The sequence below is a fragment of the Acidicapsa dinghuensis genome (assembly GCF_025685685.1).
GTDB classification, from domain to species: domain Bacteria; phylum Acidobacteriota; class Terriglobia; order Terriglobales; family Acidobacteriaceae; genus Acidicapsa; species Acidicapsa dinghuensis.
In genome coordinates this window covers 1-6,646 of sequence record NZ_JAGSYH010000015.1, presented here as the reverse complement: position 1 = coordinate 6,646, position 6,646 = coordinate 1, and the positions used below count along the sequence as shown (strand labels likewise).

The 6,646-nt window shown below is 53.5% G+C and carries 7 protein-coding genes and 1 riboswitch; all 7 genes read right to left on the bottom strand.

Going from position 1 to position 6,646, the window contains the following annotated elements; translation table 11 throughout:
- Nucleotides 1-132 precede the first annotated feature (132 nt).
- Entirely contained in the window at nucleotides 133-567 is a 435-nt protein-coding gene (locus OHL22_RS24915; RefSeq protein WP_263342621.1) for a DUF1801 domain-containing protein, read from the bottom strand.
- 571 nt (nucleotides 568-1,138) lie between these two features.
- Entirely contained in the window at nucleotides 1,139-2,035 is an 897-nt protein-coding gene (locus OHL22_RS24910; protein WP_263342620.1) for a GNAT family N-acetyltransferase, read from the bottom strand.
- Nucleotides 2,036-2,169: 134 nt separating this feature from the next.
- Entirely contained in the window at nucleotides 2,170-2,451 is a 282-nt protein-coding gene (locus OHL22_RS24905; RefSeq protein WP_263342619.1) for a MoaD/ThiS family protein, read from the bottom strand.
- Nucleotides 2,451-3,704, bottom strand: coding sequence for a threonine synthase (thrC, locus tag OHL22_RS24900; RefSeq protein ID WP_377819889.1), 1,254 nt, complete (start codon nucleotides 3,702-3,704; stop codon nucleotides 2,451-2,453). Before thrC ends, OHL22_RS24905 begins: the two co-directional genes overlap by 1 nt.
- A 142-nt stretch (nucleotides 3,705-3,846) precedes the next feature.
- Nucleotides 3,847-3,957, bottom strand: a riboswitch (SAM riboswitch).
- Nucleotides 3,958-4,069: 112 nt separating this feature from the next.
- Nucleotides 4,070-4,486 (bottom strand): very short patch repair endonuclease, encoded by a 417-nt coding sequence (locus tag OHL22_RS24895; RefSeq protein ID WP_263342618.1) that lies wholly within the window; start codon nucleotides 4,484-4,486, stop codon nucleotides 4,070-4,072.
- A 6-nt stretch (nucleotides 4,487-4,492) separates the two neighbouring features.
- Nucleotides 4,493-5,395 (bottom strand): NgoMIV family type II restriction endonuclease, encoded by a 903-nt coding sequence (locus tag OHL22_RS24890; protein ID WP_263342617.1) that lies wholly within the window; start codon nucleotides 5,393-5,395, stop codon nucleotides 4,493-4,495.
- On the bottom strand, nucleotides 5,392-6,357 hold the full coding sequence (locus OHL22_RS24885) for a DNA cytosine methyltransferase (protein WP_263342616.1): 966 nt from the start codon (nucleotides 6,355-6,357) through the stop codon (nucleotides 5,392-5,394). The genes OHL22_RS24890 and OHL22_RS24885 overlap by 4 nt, the downstream gene beginning before the upstream one ends.
- Nucleotides 6,358-6,646: the final 289 nt, after the last annotated feature.

Below are 6,646 nucleotides of genomic sequence, written 5' to 3'. Positions count from 1 at the left end.
CTGCAGCCATGGACTCACTACTACAACCACGAAAGACCTCATGGTAGCCTCAACTACAACCCGCCCATCAGCCGCTCCGAGATACCGCTCGCCGATGGAACAACCTCTTGAGCTTCTACAGACACCCGGCAATCAATGTTGAATGTTTGTCTGTTTAACGCCAGATTGTATTGCCGCTTTGAGTACGTCAATTTTTATATCTGCCAATGTTTTGAATTTAATGCAATATCCCGTGATGCTTGCCTTGCCGAGTTCTTTCTCGTATGTTCTGGCAAGGTACTTCTTGTCATCTATTCCCATAATGTAGACGGAGATACCAGATGTATTCGCGCTTATACCGATTTGATAGAACTCCCTGGTCTTTCCATTTGCATATTTCATGTTTTGAGATCCATATCCAATGTTTGGGTTGGAAACGATTTTTCCTTTCTCGTCTTTTCCATCCATGAACCACAATTTACATGCTGGCATCATCGCCAAAATAGTGTCATGCAGCTGTTGCATTTCGCTGCGTTTTGGTTCCGGCTGAGTGGCGATATACTCCTTGATTTGTTCCTGCGTGTTCATGCGAATCTCCTTGGCTTAAAGCATTTTCGGAGTTAGTGTGTTCTCTCCAATGGCATGAGCAAGTGGATTTTTTGAGGAAAATCCACTCGAAAACTTTGGCTTCGGTTATATCTACTCCGAAAATGCTTAGCGGTATCAATCCAGTGTTATGGGAGTCTTCGGATTGGAGTCGGCCTGACAGACTGTGTAAATCGATCGAAATGATATCGAATTCTGTTTACACATTGCCAGCGCTCTGAGATCCGGGCATCAGCGCGAGCCGATGCGTTGGCGTGAGAGAGCCTGCGGCTAAAGCCGCTTCTTTGCTTGCTGCCTCCTCAGGGGCATGAATGCCCCTGCTCCCTCCTGTTCACGCTTTGCGTGAAGGTGAAGCGGATTCCCTGCGGAAATGACAGACAGAAAGGCAAGTGTAACGGCGGTTCGGTGCTTTCGTGCGAATGTAGTCCGCGGCTTAGAAGCGAGACCAGGGTTGCGATGGTAGATGTCCCTGTGCCGGACCAGATCTGCGCGCAGTGCGAAGCTTATTGACTCAAATTACGCGACATCCGAGGAGAGCTGTTTCCGCGAAATACTATAGCGGCGCTAGAAACCGGTTTCTCGCCGCTGACGAGATCGTCTGCAAATCGAGCAGTGTCAGAAAATCGATCGTCCCAAATTCACGATCCCATGCCGGCTCACTTGAGATCCGCGCCCCAATCGCAAGATAGGTCTTCAGCAGCTTCGGCACCTTCACCGGCTCCGCGCCATCCTCAGACATACCCTCAGGACACGTCCACCCATCGACAGGCCGCGTCCAAAGCTCTGGGGCCACGCGATAATTCGCCAGCTGCCCAAACATCGCCCATCCCTCCCTCGGGTCTACCGAGTTCAGCGATGAGCAGCCGATCAGATACCGCAGCCCCATCTCCGTCGCATACTGCGCAATGCCGCGCCACAGCAGCGTCAGTACCTCAGGCGTGCGATGCTCGCGGTCAATGGAAGCGCGGCCCAGCTCCAATATCTCGCCGCGCATCCCCGCATACGGAGCAAAGTCAAACTCCTGCTCAGAGTAGTACCCGAGGTTCTCCGCCGCCGTCAGTCCCGATTGCATGCGGTAGGTTCCCACCACTCGGCGGTCAACCTTGTCCTCTACCAGCAGATGCTCGCAGAACAGGTCAAACTGGTCCGTGTCCAGACCCGTCTCGTATGACGCATCCAGCCCCTTGCCCAGCTCGATATTGAATACCTTGAATCGCAGCCGGCATGCTGCATCGCGGTCCTCAGCTGACTGCGCCAATCGCAGCCGGTACCGGCCCACCTCCGCGTGCACCCGCGGAAAAACACCCGGCATCGGCACATGCGAAAGCACCGCTGCATGCGCTGGCGTAGCAATCCCCGCACTGTCGATCGTTGCAACCGACCCATCCCACCGCGAGGCTGAAGACATCGCCACGTCGGCAGGCAAATTCAGTCCTGTCGATGAGCTCACGCCCAGAGTATGCCCCACCCTTTGCTAAAGCCCCGTAAACGCCCGGCGAACGATCTGCAAATTCTCTTCAAAAACAGGAAAGGAACCGGCATAGCCAGTCCCTTTCGTGAAAACCCCGTAAATAACGGCCTATTTCAGCAACACCCACCCGCAATCGAAGGAATCACCAGCACTTCATCTCCATCCTGGAACTGGTATTTTTCATTCCCCAGAAAGCGAATGTCTTCCTCGTTTACATAAAAGTTAATGAACTTCCGCACCTGCCCATCTTCCCCGCGCAGATGCTGCCTCAGCGCCGGAAAACGCCCCTCCAGATCCGTCACCAGATCCGGCAGCGTCCCTGCTGTCGTCTCAATCTCTTTCACATTGTTCGTATGCTTCTGAAAAGCATTCGGCAACACTACCTTTACCGACATTAAGCTACCTCCACCAATTCACCCGTCCGTTCGTCCAGCCAAGCCGCAAACTCCGTCATCTTCGGCTTGACCGGCACTGCCTGTTCATACGCGCCGTTTAGCACATCCGTCGTCTTCAGCCCGTTGCCCGTTATGCAGCTCACCGTCAACTCACCCGGCTTAATCCGCCCATGCGCATACAGCCGCGCCGTCACAGCGGTAGTAACACCACCCGCCGTCTCCGTAAACACGCCTTCCGTCTCCGCCAGCTCCTGGATCGCCGAAACAATCTCCACATCCGACACATCCTCAGCCCAGCCGCCACTCTCGCGAATCGCCTTGATCGCATACGGACCATCCGCCGGATTCCCAATCGCCAGCGATCTCGCGATCGTGTTCGGCCGCTGCGGCTCAATCCCATCCGCGCCGGCCTTCACCGCTGTAGAAATCGGAGAGCATCCCGTCGCCTGCGCGCCGAAGAACTTCACCGGCTTATCCGCCACCAGCCCCAGCGCCACGAGCTCGCGAAACGCCTTCTTGATCTTCGTAATCAGCGACCCGCCCGCCATCGGAACCACCACGTTATCCGGCAGACGCCAGCCTAGCTGCTCCGCAATCTCAAAGCCCACCGACTTCGAGCCTTCCGCGTAGTAAGGCCGTAGATTCACATTCACAAAGCCCCAGTTGTACTTCTCCGCAATCTGCGAACACAGCCGGTTGCAATGGTCATAGTTGCCATCAATGCGGACCAGCGTCGCGCCATACACCTGCGTGTTCAAAATCTTCGCCGGTTCCAGATCTGCCGGGACCAGGATGTATGTCTTCAGCCCCAGCCGCGCCGCACCAGCGGCCACAGCATTCGCCAGGTTCCCAGTCGACGAGCACCCGACTGTATCGAATCCAAAGGCCTGAGCATTCGCCAGCGCCACCGCCACTACGCGATCCTTAAAGCTCAGCGTAGGCAGGCAAACAGCATCGTTCTTTATATAAAGATTCTTGGCCCCAATCCGGGCTCCCAGGCGTGGCGCACTCAGCAGCGGAGTCATCCCCGCCGGCGTCGTCGGCACATAATCCTCGGCCACCGGCAGCAGCGCCTTATAGCGCCACATATTCAGCGGACCCGCGGTAATTGCCTCGCGCGTAAACCGCCCCCGCGCCCGCTCCAGATCAAACTCAACCTCAAGAGGAGAAAAACAGTCCTCGCAGATCGACAGCGGCTGGTTCCCATACGCCCTGCCGCACTCTCTACATCGCAACTCGTAAGCCGTAGTCACAGATATCCCTCTCGGCAGCAGCGGTAGACGGCATCGCGAATTGCTTGCGCCATTTACAGCTCGGCTCAAATATCTGAGCGAACTTGAGAGGATTCAGTAGCGAAAAGGCCGAGGCCGCGTTCACCTCAATAGCATTTTCCGAATCTCATGTCCCCCGGTTTTACCGGGCGAGAGTTGACACCGTGTTCCAGAATTGCTCCGGCCGGTTGTCGTGGCGTCGCAGGGCTCGTCCCTCAACCACTCTGCATGAAATCCAGGTTCAACCCCGAAGGAGCCAAACCAGAATATGTATTTAGAAGTACCACAGGCGACCCCAAGAATCAAGCAGGTGCCTTTAGAAACTCAGAGACTGTATAGGCACCCGCTTATTTCATAGGATGAAGAAACATCTTGATCCTATTCAGCAAGTCTTCGTGCGATATCTCGATTTCACACTCCCATACAGTCATCGCATTCCACCCTTGCTGTATCAGTTGCTTGATTGCTGTCGCGTCACGTTCCTGATTGCGAGCAAGTTTTGGCTGCCAGTACTCTCGCCGCGAACCGGGCACTCTTCCCTCACGGCAGTCGGGATGTTGATGCCAAAAGCAGCCATGCACAAATATAACTTTACGCAAATTCGGAAAAACTATGTCCGGCGTACCCGGCAGATCTTTGCGATGAATACGAAAACGGTATCCAGCCCTATGCAAAAGAGAGCGAAGCAGAATTTCAGGAGCAGTATTTTTACTACGAATCTTGCTCATATTCTCGCTGCGGCGATTTGCATCGAGCTTATCCATAAGCGTTCAGACAGCAAGGTCCAGTGGCAGATCAGAAATGTCTTTAAGCCGCTTGCCTTCGATCATAATTTTCAATTGTTCAGATGTATCGTCGTTGTCCAATTCTTCGACAGCGGATACTAGTTCAGGTAGAGCAAAGTGGTACACGCAATCGATATCACCTGTTCCTAGAGCAAGAGCAGATAGTCGACTCGGTGTAGGCTCTCCCGTAACAACCACCACATGAGGTAAACGTCCTTTACGATTCCTTATAAGATTTAGCGCTTCCGATCTGGCATTTTGTGCACGATCACTCCGCATGGTCCATTTGCACGAGATACTCGCGTGCAGGATTGGAAGTCCATCATTCCTCTCCCGCAGGCTTGCGTGCCTGCTGACGCTTTCATCCACAAGATGGCGCTGCGAGTTGATTCGCGCATCGGATTCCAGACCGCGAATGATGACGATATCAGGAGCGATTGTGTAGTCATTCCCTAGCGCAGCAGCCAATTCTGGATCTCTCGCGGCAGCCTTCGCCAATGCAACCAAATGAGAATATTGCTCAAAGCGGGCAAGCACCGCTTGATTGCGCGTCGTAATCTGTTGGACACTCCAAAGACCAGGTCGGAGATGAGCAAGTTGGCTGAAGGTTTCAGCCAAATAACTGCAGACAATGTCTTCGAACTCTCTTCCGGACATCTGTCCAGCTAATCGCTCCCCTTGTATTTCCGTACCTAGTCGCCCAACAATGCCTTTCGCAATAGCCACACTGGCCTTGTTACCGCTATCGGCATTCGCGGGAATACCACGCTCGTTGGAAAATAGGACGCGGCCAAGCAGTGCCGCATGAAATGTACGTCTGGCCTCAGCAAAGAAAGACGGCGCGACTGCGAGAGTTTCTGCTTGTGGCTCCGATGGCAGATTTGTCATATAGCAACCTGAAACAATCTGCGCGTAATTAAACTTTTTACTATCTGAGCTGCTACGGCACAAGCCACTGGAGGAGGAAAAGCATTGCCCACTTGACGGTAAGCATTCGTCTTCCGTCCAGAAAAAATCCAGCCGTCAGGAAAGCCTTGAAGGCGTGCAACCATTCGCACTGTAAGCCTTGGCATGCCCACAAAATCCTTATCCGGTGCCTCTTCTGCGATAGTATGTGCATTCACTCCTAGTTGTGCCCACGCACGCTTGGCGCGAGTAGGCCCCAGATCGGGCCCCCCATGCTTGGTGCTTCCTCCTACAATGGTTGGAGCGATCTCGTCTGCCCGCTCTTTCCAAGCCTTTACGCCTTTCCAACCGTTTGCTGCCATCAGGTCGTATAGTGTCTCACCCGCAGTCTTGGGGCGTTCTACAAAAGGCTTTGGCCAACTAAACGAATCTGCATGGTCATTTTGGATAGCCACAAACACAACGCGTGGCCGAAGCTGCGGAACGCCAAATTCGGAGGAATTCAACAAGCGCCAGTCTGGCTTATATCCAAGTTTCTTAAGAGATCCAGCAATATAAGTTCTGTAGTCAGCAAATACTGCGTCCAAAATCCCGCGCACATTCTCAATCATCACCGCACGCGGACGTATCTGATCAATAATGTCGATGGCAACAGGAAAGAGATTTCGTTCATCTTGATCGCCAAGTTGTTTGCCTGCCTTTGAAAAAGGCGGACATGGTAGTCCTCCAGAAACGATATCAACGCCCTTGAAGGATGACATATCCGTGAAGGCCCGAAGATCTCCCTGCATAACGTTCCAATGTGGGCGGTTGTAACGAAGCGTTTTGCATGCATGCGGATCGATTTCAATCAGGCCTGCATGTTCAATGCCGGCCTGTTCCAATCCGAGCGCTTCTCCACCCGCTCCAGCACATAGCTCTAATGTGGTTAATGAAGACTTCATAGACCTAGCTCAGTGTAGCGAATTTCATCCAGCGCGTGCCTAATTTTGTGTTCCAAAGTTCCCGGGACCCGTTCCAGCACTCGGGCAGATAGCCCGAGTTCCGTTTCTGAGATCTGAAGGGCGCCAAATCATACCGAGAAACGATTACGAACTCAATCCGGCGGGTGTCTGTAGAAGCTCAAGAGGTTGTTCCATCGGCGAGCGGTATCTCGGAGCGGCTGATGGGCGGGTTGTAGTTGAGGCTACCATGAGGTCTTTCGTGGTTGTAGTAGTGAGTCCATGGCTGCAG